This is a genomic window from Corynebacterium sp. 11A (assembly GCF_008930935.1).
Classification (GTDB): domain Bacteria; phylum Actinomycetota; class Actinomycetes; order Mycobacteriales; family Mycobacteriaceae; genus Corynebacterium; species Corynebacterium megadyptis.
In genome coordinates this window covers 20,891-47,016 of the sequence record NZ_PQMR01000015.1, presented here as the reverse complement: position 1 = coordinate 47,016, position 26,126 = coordinate 20,891, and the positions used below count along the sequence as shown (strand labels likewise).

The 26,126-nt window shown below is 61.9% G+C and carries 24 protein-coding genes and 2 tRNA genes; 8 read left to right on the top strand and 18 right to left on the bottom strand.

Translation table 11 applies throughout. The features are described from left to right. Positions 1-2,067: DNA polymerase III subunit gamma and tau (locus GBB18_RS09935; protein ID WP_151641565.1), on the bottom strand; the 2,067-nt coding region annotated here is incomplete at its 3' end. 146 nt (positions 2,068-2,213) lie between these two features. Between GBB18_RS09935 and GBB18_RS09930 the strand changes: the two genes are divergently transcribed. Beyond that, on the top strand, positions 2,214-2,927 hold the full coding sequence (locus tag GBB18_RS09930; protein ID WP_151550306.1) for an aldose epimerase: 714 nt from the start codon (positions 2,214-2,216) through the stop codon (positions 2,925-2,927). 88 nt (positions 2,928-3,015) lie between these two features. Here the strand turns inward: GBB18_RS09930 and GBB18_RS09925 are convergent, their stop codons facing one another. After that, positions 3,016-4,047: an aspartate-semialdehyde dehydrogenase gene (locus GBB18_RS09925; protein ID WP_151641564.1), complete on the bottom strand. Its 1,032-nt coding sequence runs from the start codon at positions 4,045-4,047 to the stop codon at positions 3,016-3,018. 131 nt (positions 4,048-4,178) lie between these two features. Then, positions 4,179-5,108 carry a LysR family transcriptional regulator gene (locus GBB18_RS09920; RefSeq protein WP_151641563.1) on the bottom strand — a complete coding sequence of 310 codons (930 nt, stop codon included), beginning with the start codon at positions 5,106-5,108 and terminating at the stop codon, positions 4,179-4,181. A 92-nt stretch (positions 5,109-5,200) separates the two neighbouring features. Between GBB18_RS09920 and GBB18_RS09915 the strand changes: the two genes are divergently transcribed. From GBB18_RS09915 to GBB18_RS09895, 5 genes are all read left to right on the top strand, one after another. After that, the gene (locus GBB18_RS09915) at positions 5,201-6,460 is read left to right on the top strand and encodes an MFS transporter (protein ID WP_151641562.1); all 1,260 of its coding nucleotides are present in this window, start codon (positions 5,201-5,203) and stop codon (positions 6,458-6,460) included. A 48-nt stretch (positions 6,461-6,508) separates the two neighbouring features. After that, positions 6,509-9,115: a multicopper oxidase domain-containing protein gene (locus tag GBB18_RS09910; RefSeq protein ID WP_151641561.1), complete on the top strand. Its 2,607-nt coding sequence runs from the start codon at positions 6,509-6,511 to the stop codon at positions 9,113-9,115. A 156-nt stretch (positions 9,116-9,271) separates the two neighbouring features. Then, the gene (locus tag GBB18_RS09905) at positions 9,272-9,904 is read left to right on the top strand and encodes a DUF6474 family protein (RefSeq protein ID WP_151641560.1); all 633 of its coding nucleotides are present in this window, start codon (positions 9,272-9,274) and stop codon (positions 9,902-9,904) included. 315 nt (positions 9,905-10,219) lie between these two features. Then, a complete protein-coding gene (locus GBB18_RS09900) occupies positions 10,220-10,567 on the top strand; it encodes an Lsr2 family protein (RefSeq protein ID WP_151641559.1) in 348 nt (115 codons plus the stop codon). Between the two features lie 115 nt (positions 10,568-10,682). Next, positions 10,683-11,279: a DUF2020 domain-containing protein gene (locus GBB18_RS09895; RefSeq protein WP_225990283.1), complete on the top strand. Its 597-nt coding sequence runs from the start codon at positions 10,683-10,685 to the stop codon at positions 11,277-11,279. A 3-nt stretch (positions 11,280-11,282) separates the two neighbouring features. Here the strand turns inward: GBB18_RS09895 and GBB18_RS10700 are convergent, their stop codons facing one another. Further along, positions 11,283-11,435, bottom strand: coding sequence for a hypothetical protein (locus GBB18_RS10700; protein ID WP_192796017.1), 153 nt, complete (start codon positions 11,433-11,435; stop codon positions 11,283-11,285). Continuing rightward, on the bottom strand, positions 11,436-12,269 hold the full coding sequence (locus GBB18_RS09890; protein WP_151641558.1) for a class E sortase: 834 nt from the start codon (positions 12,267-12,269) through the stop codon (positions 11,436-11,438). It abuts the gene before it with no gap. A gap of 203 nt (positions 12,270-12,472) precedes the next feature. Here GBB18_RS09890 and yidC point away from each other — a divergent pair, with 203 nt between their 5' ends. Continuing rightward, a complete protein-coding gene (gene yidC / locus GBB18_RS09885) occupies positions 12,473-14,008 on the top strand; it encodes a membrane protein insertase YidC (RefSeq protein ID WP_151641557.1) in 1,536 nt (511 codons plus the stop codon). A 13-nt stretch (positions 14,009-14,021) separates the two neighbouring features. Here the strand turns inward: yidC and GBB18_RS09880 are convergent, their stop codons facing one another. From GBB18_RS09880 to GBB18_RS09850, 7 genes are all read right to left on the bottom strand, one after another. Continuing rightward, on the bottom strand, positions 14,022-14,660 hold the full coding sequence (locus GBB18_RS09880) for a TetR/AcrR family transcriptional regulator (protein WP_151641556.1): 639 nt from the start codon (positions 14,658-14,660) through the stop codon (positions 14,022-14,024). Positions 14,661-14,961: 301 nt separating this feature from the next. Further along, positions 14,962-15,219: a GlsB/YeaQ/YmgE family stress response membrane protein gene (locus GBB18_RS09875; protein WP_151641555.1), complete on the bottom strand. Its 258-nt coding sequence runs from the start codon at positions 15,217-15,219 to the stop codon at positions 14,962-14,964. A 165-nt stretch (positions 15,220-15,384) separates the two neighbouring features. Continuing rightward, positions 15,385-16,287 carry a universal stress protein gene (locus GBB18_RS09870; RefSeq protein ID WP_151530400.1) on the bottom strand — a complete coding sequence of 301 codons (903 nt, stop codon included), beginning with the start codon at positions 16,285-16,287 and terminating at the stop codon, positions 15,385-15,387. A 311-nt stretch (positions 16,288-16,598) separates the two neighbouring features. After that, positions 16,599-16,686: transfer RNA gene (locus GBB18_RS09865), tRNA-Ser, on the bottom strand. A 132-nt stretch (positions 16,687-16,818) separates the two neighbouring features. Beyond that, a complete protein-coding gene (locus GBB18_RS09860) occupies positions 16,819-17,016 on the bottom strand; it encodes a CsbD family protein (RefSeq protein ID WP_151530398.1) in 198 nt (65 codons plus the stop codon). A gap of 94 nt (positions 17,017-17,110) precedes the next feature. After that, the gene (locus GBB18_RS09855) at positions 17,111-17,623 is read right to left on the bottom strand and encodes a nucleoside deaminase (protein WP_151641554.1); all 513 of its coding nucleotides are present in this window, start codon (positions 17,621-17,623) and stop codon (positions 17,111-17,113) included. Then, on the bottom strand, positions 17,598-18,092 hold the full coding sequence (locus GBB18_RS09850) for a tRNA adenosine deaminase-associated protein (protein WP_151641553.1): 495 nt from the start codon (positions 18,090-18,092) through the stop codon (positions 17,598-17,600). Before GBB18_RS09850 ends, GBB18_RS09855 begins: the two co-directional genes overlap by 26 nt. Before the next feature lie 38 nt (positions 18,093-18,130). Here GBB18_RS09850 and GBB18_RS09845 point away from each other — a divergent pair, with 38 nt between their 5' ends. Continuing rightward, positions 18,131-19,174: a prephenate dehydrogenase gene (locus GBB18_RS09845; RefSeq protein WP_151641552.1), complete on the top strand. Its 1,044-nt coding sequence runs from the start codon at positions 18,131-18,133 to the stop codon at positions 19,172-19,174. Positions 19,175-19,293: 119 nt separating this feature from the next. Here GBB18_RS09845 and GBB18_RS09840 read toward each other — a convergent pair. The 6 genes from GBB18_RS09840 to GBB18_RS09815 form a co-directional block, all read right to left on the bottom strand. After that, positions 19,294-19,369, bottom strand: a tRNA-Arg gene (locus GBB18_RS09840). A 181-nt stretch (positions 19,370-19,550) separates the two neighbouring features. After that, the gene (locus tag GBB18_RS09835; protein WP_151641551.1) at positions 19,551-21,137 is read right to left on the bottom strand and encodes a DASS family sodium-coupled anion symporter; all 1,587 of its coding nucleotides are present in this window, start codon (positions 21,135-21,137) and stop codon (positions 19,551-19,553) included. Positions 21,138-21,536: 399 nt separating this feature from the next. Further along, positions 21,537-22,016, bottom strand: a complete 480-nt coding sequence (locus GBB18_RS09830; RefSeq protein ID WP_151530393.1) for a PTS glucose transporter subunit IIA — start codon at positions 22,014-22,016, stop codon at positions 21,537-21,539. Positions 22,017-22,163: 147 nt separating this feature from the next. Beyond that, the gene (nagE, locus tag GBB18_RS09825) at positions 22,164-23,756 is read right to left on the bottom strand and encodes an N-acetylglucosamine-specific PTS transporter subunit IIBC (RefSeq protein WP_151641550.1); all 1,593 of its coding nucleotides are present in this window, start codon (positions 23,754-23,756) and stop codon (positions 22,164-22,166) included. A gap of 40 nt (positions 23,757-23,796) precedes the next feature. Further along, on the bottom strand, positions 23,797-24,675 hold the full coding sequence (locus tag GBB18_RS09820) for a PRD domain-containing protein (protein WP_151641549.1): 879 nt from the start codon (positions 24,673-24,675) through the stop codon (positions 23,797-23,799). A gap of 300 nt (positions 24,676-24,975) precedes the next feature. Further along, positions 24,976-26,040 carry a glycerophosphodiester phosphodiesterase family protein gene (locus tag GBB18_RS09815; protein ID WP_151641548.1) on the bottom strand — a complete coding sequence of 355 codons (1,065 nt, stop codon included), beginning with the start codon at positions 26,038-26,040 and terminating at the stop codon, positions 24,976-24,978. Between the last annotated feature and the right edge of the window lie 86 nt (positions 26,041-26,126).

The window sequence follows — 26,126 nt, the reverse complement described above, 5'->3', positions numbered from 1 at the left end:
CCTGCACCCACCCCGCCCCAGCCGGTAGAGGAAAGCCCGGAGGATGTGGAAGAGTCCTTCGCCCGCGTAGGGGTCGCGGTCGCTATAGTCGCTCGGCTCCTCCGGCTCGGGCGGCGGGGGTTGCTGCCCGGGCCGGGCATGAGGGTTGCCGCGGGCTGCCCTTTCCTGCCAGCGTCGCCGCGGCGGGGCCTCCTTCTTCTTTTCCGGTTCCGGTTCGCGCACCGGCGCGGCGGTGCCGGGCTCGGGAGGTAGCTGCGGGGGCACCCAGCCACCGGGCGCACGTCGGGCGGGGCGGGCCGGTTCCCCCTCGTCTGCGTCGCTGTCCTCGGACTCGGTGGGCGTGGCCGCAGGGGCCGGCGCGCGCGTCCCGATCACGCAGCTGACTGTCACCGTCGCGCCCGTCACCTGCTCGACGGCCTGGGCAATCACCGCGGCGTGCTCGGGCGCGGAGAGCCGCGCCGCCAGCGCCCCCGTGTGGTGGCCGAGCTGCAGCGTCTCCGGGGTCTCCTTCAGTACTTGGGCCTCGGCGATCATCACGCCCGTACGCGCATTGGCGCTGAAGATCGCGCTGCGAATCTCCGGCCACTGCTGGGCAATGCTCTGCTGTGTGTCCGTAGCGCTTGTCGACGCCTCCTCGCTGCGCTCTTCCCGCTCCGGCGTGGCAGTGGACTCTGCGGTGGCTTCAGCGGCGGGCTCCGGTGCAACAGGCGTGGGTTCGGGCTGCTGCGGGGCCGCAGCCCGTGGGGTTGCAGCGGGAGCGGCTTTCTTCTGTTCTGCTTTCTGCTGCTCTTGCTGCTCCCGCTGCTCGCGTTCCCGTTGTTCCCGCTGCTCGCGCACGGATTTACGCTCAAAGCGTCGGGATGGCTTTTTCTCCTCGCCTTCGCTCTGGCCGCCGCGCGGCACGGCAGCAGCCCCAGCCGCAGCTGTGGCTCCGCCGGCGGTGCCGAGGGCACTGCCGGCGCTTCCCGCGGTGGCGGCGGGCAGCATGAGCTTGGCGCACATGACCTCCAATAGGAGCCGCGCGGAGGTGGCGCCACGCATATCGCTGAGCCCCTCGTTGGTCAGCGCGGCCATGCGAGCCAGCTGTTCTGGGCTGAAGCGTCCGGCCTGCTCGGCCAGCACCTCTTCGCGCCCAGTGGGCACATCCACCAGCCCGTGGTTCATGGCGTCGTGCACGGTGCGCACCACCATGAGATCGCGCAGGCGGTTGAGCAGGTCGAGGGCGAATTGGCGGGGCTCGAAGCCGCCTTCGATCACGTCGTCGACGGTGGCAAACATGGCGGAGTAATCTTCGCTGGCTAGGGCCTCCACGGCGGCGTCGAGAAGCGAATCATTGGTCACTCCTAGCAGCAGCACGGCCTGCTCATAGCTCAGTCCCTCCGGCCCGGCGCCGGCGAGCAGCTGGTCCAGAATGGACAGCGAGTCGCGCGGGGAGCCACCGCCTGAGCGGATCACCAGCGGGTACACGGCGTCATCTACTTGGGCGTTCTCGGCCGCCACGGTGCGTTCCAGCAGCCCGCGCATCGCCATGGGGGTGAGCAGGCGGAAAGGATAGTGGTGGGTACGCGAGCGGATGGTGCTGATCACCTTTTCCGGCTCGGTGGTGGCGAAGATGAAAATGAGGTGCTCCGGCGGCTCCTCCACGATTTTCAGCAGCGCATTGGAGCCCTCGGTGGTGATCATGTGCGCCTCGTCGATGATGAACACCCGATAGCGGGACTCTGCCGGTGCGTAGTAGGCGCGATCGCGCAGCTCACGCATATCGTCCACGCCGCGGTGGCTGGCGGCGTCGAGTTCGGTGACATCGAGGTTGCCGGGCCCACCTGGGGCCAGGGACACGCATGAAGGGCACACCCCGCAGGGAGTGGAGGTGGGGCCGTTTACGCAGTTTAAGGAGCGCGCCATGATGCGCGCGGAGGAGGTTTTACCGCAGCCCCGCGGCCCCGAGAACAAATAGGCATGGTTAATGCGGCCAGAGTCGAGCGCCACCGACAGCGGTTGGGTGACGTGCTCTTGGCCGACAACTTCTGCGAAGGACGCGGGACGGTACTTGCGATAGAGAGCCACGGTACGGAAGTGTACCCGTTTACCTTCTTCTCTCCCCCGCTGTGTGGCTACTCGCCGTACACCCGGCGCGGGGCAGCTCAGCCGCTGCGGCGGCAGTGGGCGTCGGCACGCATCGCCATGCTGGGATGGGGCTAAACTGAGGGGTTATGAGCCTTCAGACGAGTCTGTCCATGCCGGCTGGGCGCGGCCATCTTGAGTCCGCGCGTCACTCCAGCGGGGAACTGCTGTTCATGTCAGAGCTGGCGGATTTCAGCGAGAATAGTTCGATTCGGGGCGGGGTTCCGGTGATCGCGCCGTGGTTTTCGAAGGATCTGGGCCACGATGAGCTGCAGCACGGCTGGGCGCGGCGCATCCAGTGGGAGGTGCAGGACACCACCGGCGGCATCGACGCCCGCTGCACCCACGATGGCTGGGATCTGCGGTTTTCCGCGCAGCACACCGAGCAGGGTTTCGCGCTGATGCTGCGGGCGCACAATCTCACGGAGTATCGCCGCCTCATCCAGCTTGCGTTTCACCCCTATTTTTTGGTCGATGATGTCACCGGCACGGAGGTCCTAGGCGCGCAGCGCCGCTGGCTTTTCGACGGCACCGCCACGGACGAGCGCGTCGCCACCGAGCAGTATTCTCCCTTCACCATCAGCGATGGTGCGCGCACGCTGACCATCACCTCCCAGGGCACCGATCACGTGGTGGTGTGGAATCCGGGGGCGGCCGCCGATGAGAACATCGGGGATCTGCAGCAGGGCGATTGGAAGCGCTTTGTGTGCGTGGAGCCGGCGCTGCTGGGCCCAGACTCGGCGGGGCATTCGGTGGGGCCGGAGGATTGGGCCGCCATCGGCATGACGGTGAAGGTGAGCTAGCCCAGCTTTCCTACCCGCTGATACACCACAGCCACCGACTGCCCTAGTGGCGAGTCGGTGGCTGAGCTATGCGCGGCTCTGTGGGCGTTTAGACCAACAGTTCGGCGATCTGGATGGTGTTCAGCGCCGCGCCCTTGCGCAGGTTATCGCCGGAGACCACGAGGATCAGGCCCTTGTTATCGTCCACGGTCTGGTCCTGCCGGATACGACCCACGAGCGAGGGGTCGGTGCCGGCGGCGGCCAGCGGGGTGGGCACGTCTACCAGCTCCACACCGGGGGCATCGGCCAGCAGCTGCTTGGCCTCCTCCACACTGAGAGAGTTCTCAAACTGGGCGTGGATGGTCAGGGTGTGGCCAGTAAAGACGGGGATGCGCACGCAGGTGCCGGAGACGCGCAGCTCGGGGATGCCGAGGATCTTGCGGGACTCGTTGCGCAGCTTCTGCTCCTCATCGGTTTCGAGGGAGCCATCGTCGACCATGTTGCCGGCCAGCGGCACAGCGTTGAAGGCGATCGGGGCCACATAGGGGCCGAGATCGGTGGGGTTGAGCACGGAGCCGTCAAGGGCGAGCTGCTCGGCGGAGGCCTCCACTGCCCGGGTTTGCTCGGCCAGCGCCTGTACCCCGGCCAAGCCGGAGCCGGAAACAGCCTGATAGGAGGAGACGTGCAGCACCTTCAACCCAGCCTTGTCGTGCAGCGGCTTGAGCACCGGCATCGCGGCCATGGTGGTGCAGTTCGGGTTGGCGATGATGCCCTTGGGCACCTCGTTCTTGGCCTCCGGGTTCACCTCGGAGACGATCAGCGGCACCTCATCGTCCTTGCGCCATGCGGAGGAGTTATCCACCACGGTGGCGCCGGCTTCGGCGAAGAGCGGGGCGTACTGCTTGGAGGTGGAGCCACCCGCAGAGAACAAGGCGATGTCGATGCCCTGCAGCGATTCCACGGTGGCCTCGGCGAGGTCCTCGACCTGCACGTCCTTACCGTCATAGGTAAGGGTGGTGCCGGCGGAGCGCTTAGAGGCGAAGAAGCGGATAGCGTCAAGCGGGAAGTTGCGTTCTTCGAGCAGGATGCGCATCACGCGACCGACCTGGCCGGTGGCGCCAACTACTGCGACAGTCGTCATAGGGAATCAGCCGCCCTTTCTGAAGACGGTAGAGGACATACAGTGGCTACTTATGCTACGCGCGCCCCGTCTAAGGACCAATGATGGGCCCGTTATTCGGGTGAAATCTCACATCCCGCCGCGGCGGTGGCCTACTCGGGCTGGCCAGCGGGTGGAATCTTCTCCAGCACCCAGCGTCGAAACTGCTCCGCCGCAGGGGTGAGTTCCCCCGTGGCGCGCCACACGAGGCCGAGCTCGCGATAGCAGGCTGGGCGCAGCGGGCGCAGCACGAATCCCTGCTGGGCTGTCCCGCCGGTCAGATAAGGATCGTTCATCGGCAGCAGCGCCACTCCCAACCCCGCGCTCACCAACCCGGCCACGGTGGAGAGTTCCATGGAGTCGAAGGCCACCGGCGCGGTGATACCGGAGGCGGCCACGAGATCATCGAGCAATTGGCGGGTGCCATAGCCCCGCTTGGTGGCAATAAAGGGCTGACCGTCCACCTCCTCCATGGTGATCGGTGCCGAGCCAGCCGCGGCCAAGCGATGGCCGATGGGGCAAGCCACCGCCAAGGGCTGCCGGTAAAGCTGACGCCAGTGCAGGGCGTCGACGGCGACACCGCGGGGCTGCGGTCCCACTAGGGCCAGATCGGATTCATCTGCGTGCACCCGCTCGATCAGCCCCGAGGCGGGGCCTTGGTGCAGGGCGAAATGCACCCCTGGGTGGGCGCGGCGATAATCGCGGATGAGATCCGGCACCATCCACGTGCCCAGTGAATGCATGAAGTCGAGGCGGATGGTGCCATGTTCGGGGTCGAGCAGCCGCGAAATATCCAATTGGGTGGCATCGAAGCGCGCAACGATGCTCTCCGCGGCGCGGCGCAGCGTGTCGCCGCGGGTATTGATCACGAGGGTGCGGCCGCGGCGCTCAAAGAGTTCGGCTCCCACCTCGCGTTCGACGCGCTGGAGCACGCGTGTCACGGTGGGCTGGGCCATGCCGAGCTCATCAGCGGTGGCGGTGATGTGCTGATTGCGGGCGATGGCTACAAATACCCGCAGGTCCTCGATACTCACAGAGCTCATACACCCTCCCCGAGGCTATATACCGAAAATGCATAGAACTTCTCTTTTTTCTACATTTTACTAATCATCGCTGTTAGCGCACCATGGTGTGCATGTCCGTCACACCCCCGAGCCGCCCCACATCCGCGGACGGCACCAGCAGCGGCCCCGCTGCCACGCTGCCGCCTGGCCTCGAGCGCACCGACCCTGACTATCGCCGCGTCCTGGGGGCGACCCTCGCGGCGGGTCTCGCGGCCTTCAACACCCTCTACTGCACACAGGCGATGCTGCCGCGACTAACCACCGCCTTCGAGATAACCCCAACGATCAGTGCGCTCACAGTCTCCGCGACCACTGGCGCGCTGGCGCTGTGCGTAGTACCGGCCTCGATCCTCTCGGAGCGCTTTGGGCGGGGGCGGATCATGACGATCTCGCTGATCGCCAGCATCCTCATCGGACTGCTCCTCCCCTTCTCCCCGACGGCCACGTGGCTGATTATCGGCCGCGGTATCCAAGGGGCGATGATCGCCGGTGTGCCCGCAGTGGCCATGGCGCTGCTCTCGGAAGAACTCGCTCCCAACGCGCTAGCGAAGGCGATTGGCGTCTATATCGCCGGCACCTCCCTCGGCGGACTCTCCGGCCGCCTCATCCCCGCCGGTGTCCTGGAACTCTCCACGTGGCGGTGGGCGCTCGGGGCCAATCTGCTCTTCGCCGGCATCTGCGCGATCATTGCGATCATCGCCCTGCCCCCGCAGCGCCGCTTCCAACCAAAGAAGCTCCGCTTCCGTGGCGAGTTGCAGGCCATGGCCGGGCACTGGAAAAACCCGCGCCTCGCGGGGCTCTTCCTCATCGCCGGGCTGGCCATGGGCGTCTTCGTCTCGCTCTATAACTATGTGGGCTTCGTCCTCATCAATGATTTCGGCCTCAGCGAGGCATTGGTTGGCGTGGTCTTCCTCCTCTACTTGGCGGGCACGTGGTCCTCGGCCCGGGCCGGGGTGTGGAGCAGTAAATATGGCTCCGGCATCACCCTAGTATGCGGGGCTGGCACGTCCCTGATCGCGCTCCTGGTGTGCCTCACCCCGCAATTGGGCGTACTCATCGCGGCGATCCTGGTATTTACCGCCGCCTTCTTCGTCGTCCACTCCACGGCCTCGGCCTGGGTGGGCCACACCGCCGTCGAGAACCGCGCGGAGGCCTCCAGCACGTACGTGGCTTGCTACTACTTGGGCTCCTCCGTGTTCGGCTGGCTGTCTGGGCTGCTTTTCGACGCCACCAGCTGGACCGGGCTGATCCTCGGCTTGGCTGCGGTGAGCACACTCACCCTCGGTATTGGAGGAACGCTCTTTTTCGCTTCGCGACGCCCCCAACCATAAGCCCTCCCCTAATTGGAGGCCACATTTTCCACGGATAAACTCGTAGCTATGAATGCTGGTGTGCTCCCCCTGCCCACTCCGTCGACCCGCGCCGATACTCGAAGCCGCCGCGGCCGGCAGCGGGCGCTGCCCGCCACGGTGTGGCTAATCGCGCTTGTCTTAATCTCCGTGGCGCACCCCTTCATCCCCCATAACCAGTGGGTGCTCACTCACACCTTCACCTTGGGCGTTCTGAGCAACTCCATTCTCATCTGGTCCTGCCAGTTCAGCGACCAGCTGCTACACCTGCGTCCCACACCGGCCACCTTCCGCACCCGGGCGTGGATCATCGGTGGGTTAAACCTCGGCATCGTGGGCGTGCTGCTCGGCCAGCTGCTCACCCCGGCACTGGACTGGGACGCCCCCGTCCTAAGCCTAGGCGCCACGATCGTCGCCCTCAGCGTGCTGGCTAATGCCCTCCACCTCATCCTGCTACGCCGCAGCACCCGCCGACCGCAGCGCTTTGGCCCCTCCCTGTGGCTATTTGTGCTGGCCCATGGTGTCTTTGCCTATGACGTGCTCGATACCGTCCTCGCGCAGTTCAGCACGATCAGCGCCAAAACTGGCTCCACCGCGATCCTCGGGCACGTGATCACCAATGTCTTTGGCTTCGTCGGCCTGACCGCGGCCGGCGCAGCCGCACTGCTTTTCCCCACCATCTGGCGAGCCCAAGGCTCTTTTCGTTTCGATGGTCCTATCGCCTGTGTCCTCGGCGGCGGTATCGTGGCTGCCCTCTGTGGCCTGCGCCTGCAGCTTCTGCCGCTCGTCGGCGTGGGCCTGGCCATCTACACCCTCGGCTGGCTGGGACGTTGGCTCAGCTGGATTCCCGTGATGCGCGCAGTCCTCGCCGCCCCGCGCGATCGCATTACCTTCTCCTCACTGGGATTGGCCACCGCTCCCCTCTGGCTCATTGGCTCCACCGGCCTCCTCAGCGCCAGTCTGCTGCGCGGCCAGTCCCCCGAAATGCCCGTCCTAGCGCTCCTCGTGGGCTTCGCCGCCCAGTTGCTGATCGGTACCCTTTCCTTCCTGCTTCCCAGCATGCTGGGCGGTGGCCCAGCCCCAGTCCGCACTGGACTGTATCGGCTCCAAACCGCGGGGCTGCTGCGCTGGACCATGCTCAATGGTGGTCTGCTGATCTGGTTGCTGCCGCTGAGCTCTAGCTGGTTAAAAGTGGCGGCCTCGATCCTGGCCACCGGTGCCCTCGCGGCCTTTTTGCCGCTGCTGCTGAGTTCCCGGCGCGCCCAACGGGCGGTGCTGGCCGGCACCCGCGAAGGCCCCGCTCCACGCACCCACACCCCGGTGCATCAGATCACGGCGGGAATCGCCGTGCTGGCGCTGCTGTGCAGCCTCTTCGCACTCTCCTCTGCCCCAACGCCCGCACCGGCTTCCGGCATGGGCACCGCGGAGCACAGCGGCATCACTGAACTCACCGTGGAGGCACACGATATGCGCTTTAGCCCAGCAACACTCGCGGTACCGCGCGGGCACCGCCTGCTCCTGACTGTGCACAACACCGATAGCTCCCAGGTCCACGATCTGGTGCTCGCCACCGGTCAGGCAACCGGCCGTATCCCGGCGGGCGAATCGGTGCAGCTGGACGCCGGGGTGATTACGGGTCCGGTGCAGGGCTGGTGCTCGATCGCTGGACATAGGTTGCAGGGCATGACCCTGCAGATCACCGCCGATGGCGATGCAACCCCCCTCGGCGCCCACACACCCGAGGCCATCCCGTCAGCTGCGGCAGTCACCCCGCCGGAGAAGATCGACCCCGACATGGTCGCCGACCCAGAGCTTGCCCCTGCGCCGTCATCCACGGTGCACCGCCACACCATAGAGGTCAGCGAAACGGAGTTCCACATTAACGACCGCACTCGTGGGCGCTGGACCTTCAATGGCGGACTGAGCGGGCCGACCCTCCGCGGTCGCGTTGGCGACATCTTTGAGATCACCCTGATCAACAACGGCTCGATGAGCCACTCCCTAGATTTTCACGCCGGAATGGTCAGCCCCGACGAGGTAATGCGCGATATCGCCCCAGGAGAGCAACTGCTGTACCGTTTCCGCGCCGAACACGCAGGGGCCTGGCTCTATCACTGCGGTACCGCGCCCATGTCGCTGCATCTAGCAGCTGGGATGTTCGGCGCCGTCATCATCGACCCACCCGATCTAGCGCCCGTGGATCACGAGTACATTCTGGTCCAGTCCGAGATCTATGGCCTCGACACCACCGCGGAGCATCCGGTAGACGAGGCCGCACTCCAAACCCTGCAGCCCGACGCCACGGTATTTAATGGCCTCGAGTTCGCGTATATGGCCGCGCCTCTGACCATGCAACCTGGTCAGACTGCACGTTTCTGGGTAGTCAATGCGGGGCCAAATATCGCCAGCAGTTTCCATATTGTGGGCACCCAGTTTCACACGATGTATAAGGAGGGCGCCTACCAGCTGCGCGACGCCGCGGGCAGTGGCGGCGGCCAGGCGCTAGGCCTGTTGGCCGCCCAAGGTGGATTTGTGGAGGCCCGCTTCCCTGAGGCCGGAACCTATACTTTTGTGAATCACCAGTTCATCGACGCAGAGCGCGGCGCCAAGGGCCGTATTATTGTCAGCGATCAGTAGCAGGGGCATATCCGCGACCCACCTGCCGCTCGCACCGTTCGAGGAATCTGAGAAACCACACTGTAGACTTGGGCACAGAATAAAGAGACACGGTATTCTCACCAGCAGAAGACAACGTCCCACACCTGTGGGGCTCAATGCAACAAGGAGTGCAGCATGGGTTTGTTCCGCACAATCCGAAAGGCACGCTTAAAGTCCAAGGCCGAAATCAAGGCGGCTAAGGCGCGCGCCAAGAAGGAAGCCAAGGAGGCCGCAAAGCTGGAGTACAAGCGCGATAAGCTCCTAGCTAAGCAGGAAAAGAACCTGCTCAAGGCCGATCGCAAGGGCATGAAGAACAAGCGCAAGCACGAGCGTAAGCGCGCCCAGCAGGAGCTGAATAAGCTCAAGGCCGGCAAGTTCAATAAAAAGAACGCACAGCGTTATGCCGGTTTCGCCCGCACCTTGGCGCCGCTTCTGCTCCCGCTCGTCTATCGCGGTATCACCTGGCTCAAGGAGCAGCGTATTCAGCAGCGCTCCCGCAAGCTGGGAGTCGCGCCGGACCAGCTGGCACAGTTCAATGGCCACGGCGCAGCCGTCAAGGCCCGCATCGCGGGCATCAGCGCCAACATGGAGAAGTCCTCGTTGCCCCGTGGTTTTGTGATGGATGTAGAGGATCGCCTGAAGGAGCTGGATGCAGCCGTGGATAACGCGGAATTTATGACCGTAGAGCAGCGCCGTCGCTCCCACTCCTCTATTAATCGCGACCTCGACCAGATCATGCACGAGATCAATTCCAAGCTGAAGTCTTAACGCCCGTCTCGCGGCACTCACCCTCCTACACGCCCCACGCTGGCCCCCTCATACCGAGGAGCACCAGCGTGGGCGATTTTTTCGATAAAAAAGCTGCATCCCGTTTAGGTTTCGCTCAGTAATTATGGACATCATTCTCATATAAAATATATACGCAATGTGTTTTTTGCTCGAAATTAATTGCAAAGACAATTCTTCTTGTATTATTGTCAATAGGTAGCAAACGGTGTCGGATATGCCCTATACATAGCGCGCCGCACACAGCTACAACAAAGACAGCAAACGCAGAATCGTTGGAGGAGAGATAGAAAAATCATGGCCCGTAGAGAAGTCACCCAGTATTTTGATGATCTCGATCAGACCCCATTGGAAGAGGACGCCGTCCATATCGTCCACTTCGCCGTCGAGGGTCGCGAGTATGTGCTGGATTTGTCGGCAGAGAACGCCGCCAAGTTCCGCCAGGACCTGCAGCCGTACATGACTGCAGGTCGCGCCGTGAGCGCGGCAGGTCGCGGCCGCCGCAAGGCCACCGCCGCGACGGGGCGGAATAACCAGTCCCGCGAGATCCGCAAATGGGCGCAAGACAATGGCTACAAGGTCGCCGCCCGCGGAAAAATCCCCCAAGAGGTCTACGACGCCTACTATGAGGCCCACGCCAAGTAGAGTTTTAGGTGGATTTTCCTCTCTGAGTCCAACTCAGCCCCCTCACCGTACTGATCCCAGTAACGTGGAGGGCTGAGTTTTTTTATTCGCACTCCCTAGTCGAAGGATGGACCCCGTGACTATTTGCCACCTCCGCCAACTCCCGCTTATATTCGGCACCGTTATGGCCCTTGGTCTGGCAGGATGCACCGATTCCTCTCCCGTCCCAGGCCCACAACCCGATGCGGCGGAAGACAGCAGCGAGGAGGCGTCGACAAGCGATGTGCAGCCCACCCTAGCAGTGGACACTCTTCCCGAGGTACCCCGTGGCACAGGCGAGGAATGCCCCTATCTGGATACACAATTTGTGGCCAACACTAATGGCCAGCGCGTGCTCGATCAGGGCCTGGACACCCGTTTTGACCCCCCAGCCTGCGTTTTTTGGTCCTATGGGGATAATCCACAGGTGCTGGTGAGTGTGCGACATAACGAAAATGAGGCCATCGCGCGCCAGGTGGTGGATTGGGCGGCGCCGGTGAATTCCACCGAGCCGGCCGAGCGACCCGCCGGTTTTCAGGGCGGGCGCGGCAGCCTCGGTACGTCCGGGCTAGAAGGGTACTCGGTGTACGCGGTAGCGAAGGGCACCACCAGCGTGGTGGTGTTCAGCGATCAGGAACAAACCATCAAGCCCGAGTCGATTGCGGAGCAAGTCATCTCTGATCTCGGGCTTTAGGGCTTAAACGGATACGTCGTTATACGGCAACAGCGGCGAGATCATCGGGAACACTAGGTTCATCAAGAGGAAGAACACGCCGACGAGAAGAGCGATGAGCAAAATAAGCTTCACCGGCCACGGGCCGGGCAGCAAGCGCCAGATCCATCCATACATTTAGCGTTCCTCCAGCTCCGGCGGAGTGAATCCGCCCTGTTTATCGTAGTGGGCCACGTGCATGGCGTGAATAATCATGCGCTCTGCATTAGAAAATTGCGGGTGACAGGTAGTCATGGTCATCAGCGCCTCGGCATTAAGGGCAGCTGGGTCATCATCCGTCACCCCAGGGATGGTCTCAAGAACTGAGACGTTAGTCGGGGTAGTGATGGTGCGACCATATACCGAGTGATAGTCGCCCGAAGCGATGCGCTGTCGTTGCTCTGGGGTGAAGCAGTCCGTGCGCTGATCACCGTCACCCATCGGCAGCACCCGATAGACCTCCCACGTGTCCTGGGTCTCCACCACCACGGCATCACAGGTATTGAGCTTGCCGAGATCGTTAAATGGCGCGCCCTTGCCCACGCGGTGGCCCGCGATGGCGAAGTTGCCAGCCTCGCCGGGCATCTCGGTCTCGGTATAGCGGCCCGGACCCGAGAGCAACGTGTGATCGTCGGTGCCTTCCAGAATGGCGAAATGATAGTCCGAGCCGAAACTCGGTACATACATGCGCGCGAAGGCATCGCCCAGTTCGGGCACCTTCTTCTGACGCGGATTCGACCACTGGTGATCCAGCTCTTCATTGGCAGCAGCCTGCTTCTTGCCCGCTTCGAGATTGGTCCAATAGGCCTCGTAGTAAGCAAAGAGCAGGATCAGGACACCGATGGTCAGTAACAGCTCACCAAGGATCTGCACGACACCGGGGCCGTGAGAGCTCGGGGCACGGTGACAACCGGGGCGGGGCCGGCGGGAAGCCCGCGCTGGCCTTCCAGATTCAGGGACAGGGGCGCTCATAGATGGACATTTTAAGCCAGAGTGTCAAGGAGAGCACTATTCACACTGCGCCTCCAGAGCGATAGTGAGCGGATGAGCAGCAGACATAGGATGTGTTTTTAGACAACTCATCGACCTCACCTGCAGTCCTGGGGTGGGAACACACTGGCAAGCCTATAGAGTTATGAGGGAGATTTTATACTTATTATCAGTAGGAGAATTCGATGGTTGATGCTCTCGTATTCCCCGTGTCTGGGGTAATGAAGCTCTGGCATATCCTGCTTCATGATGGGCTCGGGTTGAACGAATCCCGCGCCTGGCTATTCACCATCTTCGGCCTGATTATCACCGTCCGACTCTCCATCTTCCCCTTCTTCTGGAAACAACAGAAGAACAGCCGCATGTCCTATAAGCTGCGCCCCCAGCTCGCGGCGCTGCGCAAGGAATACGGGCTGGTAACCGATCCCGTCAAACTCAAAGAGCAAAAGCGCAAACGCAAGCAGCTCTACAAGGAGAATCAGTACTCGGCCACGGCCGGATGCGTGCCAGCGCTCATCCAGATCCCCGTATTCATTGGCCTCTACCGGCTCATGCTGCGCATGGCGCGGCCCTCCGATGGCATCGAGTCTGCCCACCACCCGCCTATCGGCATGCTCAGCTCCGAGGAGATGGCGAGCTTTTTGCAGGTACGTATCCGCGATGTTCCCATCGCCTCCTACGTGGCTATGTCTGATGAGCAGTTTGCCCTACTCAACACCAGCCACGACCAAGTTTTTCGCTTCGTGCTGCCGCTGGTGATCTGCGCTTCCGTGTTCACCACGATCAACATGGTCACTGCCTCGATCCGAAACTACTTCACCTTGGACTTCAACTCCCCGAGCGCGGTGAAGATGCAGAAGTTCATGCTGCCCTTCATGTTTATGGCGGCCATCTTTCCCATCTACTTCGGTCTGCTCGGCCCCTTCCCCGTGGCCATCGCCATCTACTGGTTTGGCAATAACCTGTGGACGCTCACCCAGTCCATGACCACTATGGCGATCATGCACTACCGCTACCCGCTGAGCGAGGAGTTCATCGCACACCGCGACCAGGGGCGCGACAACTATCGCAAGAAGAAAGCCTTTTTCCGGCAACGGAAATGGGGCGTGCGACGCCGCCGGCTGCAATGCATCACCGCTGGTAAATCCAAGCGGGCACAGCTGCACAAAGAGATCGCCATGATCGAAGAGCGGGGCAAAGCCTATGACGAGGCGGTAGCCAAAGCCAAGGCCCAAGCCAAGCAGGCCGCCAAGGCGCTCCGCACTGCGAAGAAAGAACACAAGCGGGCCCTCAAGCGCGGCGAGCCGCTACCGCCGCCAGCAGCCGCCACCACAGACGCTGAGCAGCAGGGGCAAAAGGAGCAGAAGCCGACGCCTCCCCAGAAATCGAAGCCACGGATGATCACGCTGCGGCTCGACGAGGAGACGATGGGCGCACCCACTGCCAGCACCCGCCGGCAGGCGCCACGCACGGTACCCGCCATGGCGGAGATCACCCGCGCAGCGGACACGCCCGCACAGTCTGTAGCGCCGCAGCAGGAGTCGAACGCGACTGCACCGGCGCAGCGCCCCATGCGGCGGGCAGAGCCCTCCTCGCATGTTTTGCGGCGTAAGGATACAGCCACCGGCCCCAAGCAGCGTGTGATGCGGCACCTGAAGCCCCATCACGGGCGGCACCGCATGGCCGATGTGAATAAGCCGCGGAAACCGCGGCAGAGTTAGACGTCGATAAGCACTAAATGGCGTAGTCGGCGGGCGGCGCACCGAGCAATTGCTTCGCCAGATCGCGGGCAGTGAGGAGCGGCGCGATATCGTGAGTGAGCTTCGCCCCGGCGAGGCCGCCGTCGAGGAAGATGAGCAATTGGTTGGCTAGGGACTCGCTGGGGTAGCCGTTTTTCTCGGTCAGTAGCGCAGTCATGGTCTCCTGCAACCATTTCCGATGGGTTAGAGCGGCGTTGATGATGCCCTGCTCGGATTCATTTTCGGGTCGGGGATACTCGCTAGCGGCATTTTGAAAGTGGGAACCGCGGAAGTCTTTACCTGGTTCGTCCTCGATGACCTTCGTAAAAAACGCGAGGATTTTCTTCTCGGGGTCCTCGAGATCGGCAACGCGCTCTTCCCAGTCAGTCCTCCAGTCCTGGTCGAGGGCCTCAAGATAGGCGATCACAAGGGCGTCTTTTGAGCCAAAAAGGGAGTACAGGCTTGCCTTGGCCACATCTGCTTCGCGGAGGACTCGATCGATGCCAATCACGCGGATACCCTCGGTGGTAAAAAGCGCAGTGGCGCTGGCGAGAAGCCGCTCCCGTGGGCTCGGGCGATTCTTGCGCCGTGCCCGACCAGGCTTCTTGGTTCCTGCACCTTTTGCTGCTGCCATCGCTTTCTCCGCTCACCCTTCCTTACTGTGTGCCACACGAGAGGTTCCAGCGCGCCGAGCGCCCCCCTGCGCGATATAGACGCACCGGTCTGTTTTATGTCTCTCCTAGCAGCATATCGTGTTTGTGGCGGGCCGTGGTAGCGAATCGGCGACAGCGTGAATCTGCCCAGCGCTGGGCGCGCTCTACGGGGCGCACCTTCAGCCCTCAGCGCATGAGAAAAGCCGCCGGGTTCATCCCGACGGCTTTATAAGCGTGATCTCGCTGTCACATCCTCTGCGAGGAGGCTGTGCGAGGGATCAACTAGTTCTTCTTGATCTTGCCCACGACCCACAGGAGGAGCACAGCGCCCAGCAAGCAGGTGAAGAAGCTGAACCACCAGCCGCCGGACTCCACGTCCAGGGCGAGGCCGAGAATCAGGCCACCAATGAGGCCGCCGGCAACGCCGACGAGAATGTTCATGCCAATGCCCATCTGGGCATCGGTGCCCATGATCTTAGAGGCAACCCAGCCTGCGAGGCCGCCGATAATGATCCATCCGAAGAATCCAAGTCCAAGCATGTTATGTCCTTTCTTAGCGATGCCCGCCTTGTGCGAACATCAATATTTTTTTCATACATAGGTTGTATGGTGCTCCTACCCGTTTTACAGAGCAGAAACTCTAAAAGCTAGCCACAGGACATTCCGCACTCAAATCTTGTCCAAACCTTAATCTTAGGTTTGGCTTTATTCAGGATCGGAATCTGGGCGGACCACCATCATCGGGCACGGGGCGGACTGCAGCAGGGCCCGCGAGGTGGAACCGAGCAGCATGCCCTTGAAGCCGCCGCGGCCATGCGAACCGACCACCAGCAGCTGGGCGCCTTCGGCGGCGTCCACCAGCGCGCGTACCGGGCGATCGCGGGTAACGATCTTGTTCACCTTCACGTTCGGGTAGCGCTCGATGAAGGGAGCCAGACGCTCGTCCAGCATTTCTGCCTGCTCTCGCTCCACGCTCGCCCACTGCTGCTGAGCAGCGGCGAGTCCAGCAAGGGAGGTTTGCACCTGCATATCCATCCAAGTGTGCACAGCGTTCAGCTCAGCGCCGCGGGCATCCGCCTCAGCGAAAGCGTAGGCGGTGGCTTTTTCCGAGACTCCCGAGCCATCCACACCGACAACCACGGGGCCGTACTTGGTGGAATCCAGCACTTGGCTGTCCTCACGGACCACCACGACTGGGTTGTAGGAGTGGCTGACCACCGCGGCAGAAACCGAACCCATGACCATGCCGGACAGACCGCCCAAGCCGCGGGAGCCCATGACGATCATGGTGACGTCCTTAGACATCTCCAACAGCATGTCAATGGGCGAGCCCTCAGCGATGGTGTGGCCGATCTTGATATCAGGTGCTACCTCGTGTGCAATCGCACGAGCTTCTTCGATCTTCTCGAGAGTTTCCTTTTGCAGGTCGTCGAAAAGCTCCTGCGGCGGTACCATACCCTCTGCGTAGAGGAACTGAGGCATGGCATAGCTTGCGGCCAGACGAAGGGGCTCGCCGCGCTTCATAGCGGTGTTAGCGGCCCAGCGCACGGCGGTCTTGGAGGCCTCCGAGCCATCTACGGCAGCAACAATAATTTGCTCTTTGCTCATCGTGTATCGCCTTCCCAATCACGTGGCTTAATGTCACTTTTCAGCCTACCTGGATATAGCCCGTGGGGATAGTGTTTATAACCAGTTAGGGCCGAGTGGGGCCAATATCACCCACACACGGGCGTTAAGCGATCCACCCCGCTCTCCCAGCTGCCACCGGCCACCCCATTATCCCTGCAGCACTACCCCGTGTGAGCTGGCATAATCCCGCCCTAGGCCCAACCCCAGAGCCTGATCTCGGGCGAATGCACGGCAGACAGAGAAAAGCTCCCGAGTTATCCTGCACAGGATCTCTCGGGAGCTTTATCGCGCGGTGGCGGAGGGATTTGAACCCTCGGTAGGGGATTACCCTACACTCGCTTTCGAGGCGAGCACCTTCGGCCGCTCGGACACGCCACCGCGTAATAGGTTACGGGCGGGTGCGTAGATACACCAAATCCGCTGGCGCAGCACCGTTGTGCAGTGGCCGCGCGCAGCGGATCGGGTTAATCACCATGGCGCTACTGATTCAGCGGCGCCGGTGCGCTCTTTTTAGTTCTTGAACTTACCGAAAACCTCGTTGGCCTTGTCCTTGATGGCCTCGCCGGCTTCCTCAACCTTGTCCTTGACCTCGGACTTAACCTGATCGGCCTTGCCCTCGTTCTTGACGTCGTCGTTGCCGGTAGCCTCGCCGAAGCCTTCCTTGGCCTTGCCTACGAGATCGTCCTTTGCGTTTTCAAAGTCAGACATAGAGTCTCCTTCCGTTGGTGAACGTTTATCAATCACCGACAATAGGTGTGAAATCCCTCTCGCGCCACGTCGGGTTGCTTTTGAGACCCAATTGTTACCCACCATTGCGTAGGTTACGGAAAAACCCCTGCATAAGCCGCTCGCATTCTTCTCGCAATATGCCCCCAATAAGCTCTGGATGGTGCACGGTGAGCGGATCTAAAGGGATGTCATAGACGGATCCGCAGGCCCCAGTTTTGGGCTCGTAGGCTCCGAAGATAATGCGCCCCACCCTGGCTCCGATGGCTGCGCCGGCGCACATGGCACAGGGCTCGAGAGTGACGACGAGAGTGCAGTCCTCGAGCCGCCAGCCATCGCCGAGCTGCTGGACGGCTGCGCGGATAGCGAGCACCTCGGCGTGGGCGGTGGGGTCGGCATCGGCTTCTCGACGATTCGTTGCCCGCGCCACCTCTCGGCCTCGCGGATCCACAATCACCGCGCCCACGGGGACGTCCCCGACGGGCGTATCCGCAGCCACCTCGAGGGCGCGACGCATGAGCGCGCGGGCCTGCTTAAGGTACTGCGGCTCGGGCAGCACGCCCCTAGGAGAGCTCGAGGCCGGTGGCATCGGCGAGTTGTTCCTCGAAACCGAGCTCTTCAGCGATCTTCATCACTGCTTCGGAGGGCCAGAGCTCGTCATCGTCGAGGATCACGTCCATCACCTGCTCGGACAGGCCGACGTCCTCCAAAATGGTGAAGTCGCCCTCGGCCCATGGGTCAACGTCATCGAGCTCGTCCTCGTCCAGATCAGGCAGGTCAATGCCGAGTTCGTTGAGGACGTCCTCGGCGAGGTCATCGTCAAGGGCGTAAGTGGCGTCGGACAGCAGGGCGAACACTCGCGAAGGAGTGGGCCGGACGATGATGAAATAATCGTCCTCGCTGCACAGCAGGGCGAAGGCTGGGCCTTCCGCGCGGAGGCTACGCACGGCGGCGATGGAGGTGTCTAGGCTGTCAAAGTCATCTTTGTAGCGCTGCACCTGCCATTGGCCGTTGTTGAGGGTAACCACCACAGAAAAGTCGACGCGATCGGCACTCATACCACGTAACCGTAGTCGTTTTGTGCCACACTTGTCGGATGATCCCGCATAACATTTCTCGTCCCGTCTGCATCCTCGGGCTCGGACTGATCGGCGGCTCTTTGCTGCGCGATCTACACCGCGCTGGCCACGCCTGCTTTGGCTTTAACCGCTCCCCCTCCGCCGTGTCTACGGCCCAAGATGAGGGCTATGACGTCTCCTCACAGCTCGAGCCCACCCTCGAACGCGCTGAACAGGAAAACGCATTGATTGTGTTGGCGGTGCCAATGCCGGCGATCGGCACCATGCTCGACGCCATCGACGCCTACGCCCCGTCGTGCGGCATTACCGATGTAGTGAGTGTGAAATCTGCTGTGCTCGCCGAGGTTCGCACCCGCGACATGGAGAGCCGCTATGTGGGCGGGCACCCCATGGCTGGAACCGCCGATTCTGGCTGGTCGGCCGCCCACGATGACCTCTTCAAGGGTGCCGCGTGGGTCATTACGTTCGACTACGCAGCAGACCACCCCGAGTCTGTGGATAAGGACTGGCTGCGGCTGTGGGTGGATTGCGTGCGCATGGCCAGCAAGGTGGGGGCGGAGGTCATCCCGGCTCGGAGCGGTCACCACGATTCCGCGGTAGCGCGTATCTCGCATGTGCCCCACCTTCTCGCTGAGGCCCTCGCCGTGGTCGGCGATAATGGCGGCCCTCTTGCTCTATCGCTGGCCGCCGGTTCCTTCCGCGATGGCACCCGCGTAGCCAGCTCGGCGCCCTCGCTGGTGCGCGCTATGTGCGAGACCAATCACGAGGCAGTGCTCACCGCCTTGGATGAGGCGCTGGAGTTGCTTAACGACGCCCGCACCCATCTCACCACCTCCGCGCCGAATATTGGCGAGCTGGTGGATTTCGGGTATCGCTCGCGCGTGCGCTTTGAGGCGCGTAGTAATTCCACCCCGAATAACTCCACGCAGATTAGTTCCCGCCCGGTGCTGCGCATCCAGCCAGGTAGCGCCGCATGGGTGCAGCAGCTCATTCATGCCGAAAACCTCGGCGCTCGCATCGAGCTGCTCGAGGCCCCCGCACCGTTGCCTAGCGAGGACTAGCGGCCACGGCGGCGACGTCGCGGGCCCGCAGAGCACTGTGGGCCAGCAGATCCCCCGTCCGCGACCGCCCTAAGACGCCAGAAAACCCAGTCCATCATGTAGATGAACTGGGTTTCCGTTGGTGCGCCCGAAGGGATTCGAACCCCTAACCTTCTGATCCGTAGTCAGATGCTCTATCCGTTGAGCTACGGGCGCAGTCCACGTCACTGATAATCTCTATCAGTTCTGTGCAACGAGAAAATACATTACACCCCCAGCAAAGAAACCGGCAAGTTGCCTGCTCATGAGGCTTTTTGCCGGCTTCTTTCTGGCCGCTAAGCCTGCTGCACGGAGCATCCAGCACCGTGCAGCCTTAACCTCGTGCTGCCCTAGCTAGCTAGGGCAGCACGAGGTTGAACACGGGCACCGCGAGGAGATAGACGGTGGCGGTGATCAGGAAGAGACCAATGATGTTCAGCCCAATACCACCCTTGACCATCTCGCCGATGCGCACATAGCCGGAACCGAAGGCGATGGCGTTCGGCGGGGTCGCTACCGGCAGCATGAAGGCACAGGTGGCAGCCAATGCCACTGGGATGGTGAGCAGTAGGACGTTCTCTTCTCCGCCGATGCTGGTAAGGCCGATACCCACGGCCACACCGCCCAAGATGGGCAAGAAGGCCGCAGCCGTAGCGGTGTTCGAGGTGAACTCGGTGAGGATGAGCACCACGGCAGAAATGACGAAGATGAACAGGATGGTGGGCAGCACGTCGAGGCCGCGGGCGAGCTCACCAATCCACAGCGATAGTCCGGAGACAGAGAACATCTTGGACAGTGCGAGGCCGCCACCGAAGAGCAGCAGCACATCCCAGGGGAGTTCCTTAGCAGTCTCCCAGTCGATGAGGCGCACTCCGGTTTTTGCATTGGCGGGGATGATGAACAGTAGAAGCGCTGCAGTCATACCGATGGCGGCGTCGGCAATGTTAAGTGCGGAGCCGCTAATGCGGATGATGATGGGAATGAAGATCCAGGACAGGGCGGTCAGCAGGAAGATCAGGCCCACATACTTTTCGCCGCGGCACATCGGGCCCATGGCTTTGATCTCATTACGGATCAGCTCGCGCCCGCCGGGAATGTCCTTGATCTCCGGCTTGAACACGCTGACGAGCACGAACCAAGCGATGGCCGAGAACACGGCGGCCAGCGGCACGCCGACCATCATCCACTGCCCGAAGCCGATGTGCACGTCATGGTTATCGGACATGTAACCGACCAGAAGGGCGTTTGGCGGGGTACCGATGATGGTGCCCAAGGAACCAATCGAGGCCGAGTAGGCGATGGCGAGCATCAGCGCCGTGGCGAACTTCTTCTGTTTATCTTGGCCGCCGACCTGTTCGGCGGTAAGCGCCAGCACGGATACACCGATGGGCAACATCACCACGGCGGTGGCGGTATTGGACACCCACATGGAGAGGAAGCCGGTGGCGATCATGAAGCCGGCGATGAGCTGCTTGGGCTTGGTGCCCACCAGCAGCACGACGCTGAGCGCGAGGCGCCTGTGCAAATTCCAGCGCTGCATGCCGAGAGCTAGGATGAATCCACCCATAAACAGGAAGATGGTGGGGTTACCGTACTGGCCAGAGACATCACCGAAATCCACCAGCTGCGCCAAGGGGAATAGCGCGAGCGGCACCAAGGCGGTGGCGGCCAGCGGGATGGCTTCCGTCATCCACCATGCGCCCATGAGCACGGCACCAGCGGCGGTGGTGCGGAGCGCCTGATAGGTATAGGGCTCCTCGGTATCCGGATAGGCCTTGTTCACGGTGTCGGCCGCGGATTCTGGGAAGAGATAGTAAACGATCAGCGCAAGCACGACGCCCAAAATGAGGCCGAAGGCCTGACGGCGCCACGCTGAGGCGGGGGGAGCCTCAGCGTCGGCTGCCGGTGCGTGGGCGCTCGACTCGTGAGTAACTGGGGTAGACACAGCGGTACCAGCTTTCCATGTGTGAGTGAAGAAAAACGGGTGTGAAGCCGCTCGCCAACACCTCATGGGCTCTCTGCGGTGATGTCCGATCCCGCATTTCCCCACGTCAATGGGGCTGGGGGCGGCGCAAGGCAGCTTCCGTGAAGCACTTACTGCGAAAGGAAATGCTTACCCTACTTAGAGTAGTTCTCAAGAGGGTTGTTATGAGTCATTTCGCCCGAAATGCGCACAGAACCTGAGAGGATTACCCCTAAATGGATGTGGCTTTCCATATGTCCCCGTGGTGTGAATGTCAGACGGTTCATTAAAGAAAAGGGGCCGGCCGCCGCTGCTGCAGTGCGCAGGCGACGTCCGGCCCCGTCCTCCACTGGAGGTGGCGCGGGTGCGCGGGACCATGCCCTAATTCATGGACACCTCGCAGGCCACATCGGCCGGGGTGGCGGCCTGTGCCGTGTGTACCTCAGCGTCCTTGACTTGCTTCTTATTGGTGAACACCACGGGGATGATCGTGGAGAGACCTTCCTTCTCGATCTCGCTAAAGTCCACCCGCACGATCGGGGTTCCTTGGCTCACGCTCTGGCCTTTTTCCACGAGGCGCTCGAAGCCGCGGCCCTTCATATTCACGGTGTCAATGCCCACGTGCACGAGCACTTCGAGGCCCTTATCGCTCTTGAGGGCGAAGGCGTGACCGGTGGGAAAGACCGTCACGAGGGTGCCGTCGATAGGCGCGGTTACCTCGAGCACTCCGCCGACAGGCTTGAGCGCAAAACCTTGGCCCATCATGCCATCAGCGAATACGGGGTCATCTACCTCGGACATCGCGCATACCTCGCCCTCGCAGGGAGCGTGGACCTTGGTTTTCTTGCCGAATCCGAACATTGTTTCTCCTTAAATATTCTTCTACTCGCATCGCGTACGGGAACACAGCCCCGCACGCCACTAGCGAGTCTAATCCCGTGGTGAGGCCGCAGCACACACCGCGACCTCACTCATCCCATGGCCTGCTGTGCAGGTGGCTCGGAAGGGTTATTCCTCGGCTTCCCCAATGGCGCTGACGCTGCTCGGGGTTTGGCGCACCACTTCGTCGTAGACGAACTGCACCTGAGGACCGATGATGATCTGCACTGAGTTCTTGGACGGCTTGATCACACCGAGCACCTTGTTCTGCGGCAGCTTGGCCTCTTCGAACTTGGCGCCGTCCTTGACCACCACGCGCAGGCGGGTGGCGCAGTAATCAAGGGAGTCGATGTTCTCGGCACCGCCGAGAGCGGTGATGATCTTCGCAGCGGTGGCACGAGTGTCATCATCGCCGGAGTCCTCGTCCTCATCGTTGTCTGACTCGGCGTCTTTACCGCGGCCCGGGGTGGACATGTTGAAGGCACCGATCAAGAAGTAGAAGATCACGAAGTACAGGGCGAAGTAGACCACGCCGAGCAGGAGCAGCATCCACCACTGGTTTGCCAGCGGGTTGCGGGCAGAGAGCACCATGTCCACGAAACCGGCAGAGAATCCGAAGCCTGCAGTCCAGTGGAAAGTAGCAGCAATCGCTAGGGAGATACCGGTGAGCAGAGCGTGCACCACGTAGAGCACCGGGGCGACGAACATGAAGGAGAACTCGAGCGGCTCGGTCACACCGGTGAAGAAGGCGGCCAGAGCGCCAGCCAGCATCAGCGAGCCGACAACCTTGCGGCGCTTGCCCTCGGCGCGCAGGTAGATAGCCAGTGCCGCACCGGGCAGACCGAACATCATGATCGGGAAGAAGCCGGCCTGGTACTGACCGATCACGCCCACGACCTCACAGGTGCTGCCGTCCCAGATACCGGGGCAGGTGGCGGCGTCGGTGGCTGCAGAAGCGTCCGCGATGGTGGACGCGCCACCCTGGAACTTACCGATGTCATCAATACCGATCACATCGAACCAGAAGATGGAGTTCAGTGCGTGGTGCAGGCCGGTGGGGATGAGCAGACGGTTGAAGAAGCCGTACACGCCCGCACCGCCGGCTCCGAGGCCCTGAATCCAGGTACCGAAGTTGAACAGCACTCCGTAAATTATCGGCCACACGAAGTAGAAGATGCCGGAGAGAATGATCGAGAAGAAGGAGGTGAGAATCGGCACCAGTCGGCGGCCAGAGAAGAAGGCTAGGAAGTCGGGCAGCTTCACCCCGCTGAATCGGTTGTACACCCAGGCGGCGAGCACACCGATGACGATGCCGAAGAGTACGTTCTTGCTGCCCACGGCAGCCCAGCCCTCAGCAGCCCAGTCGCGGGCAGCCTGGCCGGTCAGTTCCTCAGGATCGCCGATGCCACGGTAGCCAGCCACGGCGTCCTCGCCCAGCAACTTAGTGAGCGTAGCGAAGCCGATGAAGCCGGAGAGCGCCGCAGCACCATTGGAGTCCTTGGCCAAGCCAAAAGCAATAGCGATGGCGAAGATCAGACCCAGGTTGTCCAGAATGGCACTACCGGAGGAGATAAGGATGGAGGCGAAGGCGTTGTCAGCACCCCATCCGGTGGGATCGATCCAATAACCGATGCCCATGAGAATTGCCGCCACTGGCAGGACGGCCACAGCGCCCATGAGGGCCTTGCCCAGACGCTGTAGTGAAGTCATTACTTTATTCATGACCTACACTCACCCCTTCTTGTATGGAAATAGTTGTTTTTTATTGTGCGTATCCGTGCAGATACACCGCGAGAAAAGCGATCTCGCCGCGAATTTTTTTATCTAAGGTGTCCGTGCCCGCGAGATCCCGTATCACGTCCTCGGCAAGTTCCCATTCCTCCGGCAATTGCCGAGAAATAGTGCCGGCGAGGGCATTGCTGCGATAGTTCTGCTCCCGCAGCCGCGTGAGGAGATAACGGAGCCGAATGGGCAAGGAATCATCTGCTGCGTCACGCTTATCGACGCTCACCGCATCGCCCGCGTCCGTGTCGGCAATGTGTAACCGCCGATGAATGAGCTGCTCCGCCCGAGAAATGGCATTGGCCGTGGCCAAGGGCTTTTTCACGGTGTCGCCAGTGCGGGCGGCGGTGAGGTGGAGGGTAATAAACGCGGCTTCGTCAAGCGGCAGATCTCGGGTGTCGAGGTTGGCGTTGAGGTAGTGCACCACCACTTCCGCGGCGGAAAAGGCCTCGGGGAATACCGCTTTGATCTCGTTGACGAGGGTGTTTTCAATGAGCTCGCCACGATCGACGCGCTCGACTGCTGCCGAGAGATGCTCGGTGAGAATCACATAGATTGAGGGATGCAATTCCCCCAGCACATCCACGGCTAAGTCTATGGCGGCACTAATCACGGCCAGCTGGGCGGCGTTGATACGGCCGAGGCTGGTGAGGATTTCTTCCTGCTCCGCGGTGAGCTCCACATATTCTTGCCGATTTTCGGCGGCAGTGACCTCAGCGCGAGACATGATGTCTCCAATGGATGCGCCAAAGCCAAGTCCTTTCCCCACAATCACTTTGGACTGGGGGGCTGGGCCCTCGGAATCGCGCACCACCACAGCGTTATTGCTCAGCACACGAGCTATACGAAGCTCTGTCATGCTTGCTCACCTCCGGTGTGTCAAGGGGATCAACTCCCGTGTCGTGAATCTCACCGATCCAGTAGCAGCGACTAGTCGGCGGTGATCGTCACTATGGGAGTATCCAGTGCGCGGTGATGCCTGATCGAATCAGTGACACCCGAGAGCTGTGATACACCCCAGAGTGTATCTGGTTATAACGTCAGATGAGTATGGAATGTGGACAAAGACACAACGGATCATCCGCACATGTGGGGGTGGCGATAAGGAAACCCCTGCGCATCAGCGGCAACAGGGGTGTGGGAAAAAGATGCGGGGCTCTTAGTTTCGCTGCGGCTTCCAGCGATAATCCTGAGCCACCTGTACCAATAGTGTGGGATAGTCGGTGATAATCCCATCTACCCCAGCTTCGATCTGATCGCGCATCGTGGGCTCGTCGTTCACCGTCCAGGGGATTACCTTCAGGCCCAGTTCGTGGGCGCGATCCACATACTCGGCGGTGGCCACGGGGTGGTAGTCTTCGTCCCCAGCCGTGGCCCCATAGGGCACCGCATAACCCGGGCTCACCACATCGGCCCCGAGCTGCTGCACCGCGGCCAGCACATCGCCGTCCGTGTCCTCGTAGCTCACCGATCCCAGCCAAGGGGAGTTCTCGGTCCAAGTGGTCTCATCGTAGAGCGCCACCGTGGGCACCTCGGGGGCGATGTCCTGCACAATCTCGAGGCTAGACCAGTCAAAACTCTGAATGGTGATCTTCTCCCGCAGCCCCGCCTCATCGGCGGCGGCGAGAATGGCGTCCACGAACTCGCGCGGCGGGGCGGATTCTGCGGGGTTATCGGCCTCAATCTTGGTCTCGATATTGTAGCTGACCTCGGGATTCTTCTCCTTGGCTAGCGCGAATACCTCGGAGAGTTGAGCGATCCTATTGTCAGTGGCTGGGGTGGCGTCTGGGAAATCCTCCAGCGTCTTATCACAGCGCAGCGTCTCGAGCTGGGCGTAGCTGAGCTCGTGGACGAGCGCACCCACATAAGGAAAGCGCTCATCGCCCGCGGTAGCAGGAGCAGTATCGGCGCACTTCGTCTCCTCGATGCGGGGATCGTGCCACACCATAGGCACACCATCGGCGCTCATCACGATGTCCAGCTCGAGGGTATCCACCCCGAGATCAAGGGCGTGGGAAAACGCCGTGAGGGATTCCTCCGTGTGCTCTCCCCTACCGCCGCGATGCGCCTGCACATCGAGGCCGGCGGCATCCACCGTGGCGGTCTCGGGAGGGGTGGTATCGGCGGTTGGTTCGGAGCCGGAGCGGTCCGAGGAGCCGGAGGAGCATCCAGCAAGTAGCAACGATCCGGCGGCAAGCACACAAAGACTCTGGCGTAGTGTCATCTCATCTCCTTAGAGGTTGTTCACTCACGATCGGGCGGGACCTGGCTGGAGGGAGGCGTCGATAAGCGCAGCACTACCCCGCACTC